The following is a 734-nucleotide window of genomic DNA, read 5'->3' as shown; positions in this document are numbered from 1 at the left end:
ATCTTACAGGTTGTTATGCCTTAGTAGACTTTAGTATTATAGTACATCCATTACCAGATGTTGTAGCAGTAACAGACTATATACAATGTGAATTAAATACCGATGGTCAAGATAGTTTTGATTTAACTATAAAGGACTCCGAGGTATTAAACGGTCAAGATGCGACTCAGTTTATAGTAAGTTACCATGAAACCTTGATGGATGCACAAGATGGCGTTAATGGCTTAGTAAGTCCTTATATCAATAGTATAAGTAATCCACAACCGATTTATGTAAGGATAACCAATAATGTAACAGGATGTTCAATAAGCACTCAGAGTTTTAATCTCGAAGTACAAGAAGGGGCAAGAGCAGAAGAAGACCAAATTTTATATGAGGCTTGTGATGATACTATGGAAACCGATGGCGATACAACCAATGATAGTGTTCAGTTTGATTTAACAACACAAGATGGTTTTGTATTAGATGGTCAAGATGCTACGAACTATACCGTGAGCTATTATGCAACCCAAGAGGATGCAGACTTAAAGGTTAACCCTTTACCAACGTTGTATGAGAATGTAATTAACCCACAAGTAATCTATGCACGCGTAGATAATGACACACCAGATGGCGTTACAGGTAATGATACCTCAATCTGTTATGCTATAGCAGAAGTGATTTTACAAGTTAATCCGTTACCAGAGTTTGATTTAGAAGATAGCTACACTTTATGTATCAATACCAATGGTACC

1 pseudogene is annotated in these 734 nt (G+C 36.2%); it reads left to right on the top strand.

The features are described 5' to 3' along the window. Positions 1-734, top strand: a pseudogene (locus HNV08_RS16220) (hypothetical protein); the annotation flags it as partial.

This window comes from Winogradskyella eckloniae, assembly GCF_013249045.1.
Lineage (GTDB): Bacteria > Bacteroidota > Bacteroidia > Flavobacteriales > Flavobacteriaceae > Winogradskyella > Winogradskyella eckloniae.
Note: the sequence above shows the minus strand (reverse complement) of the source record. Positions and strands in the feature narration are given on the sequence as shown.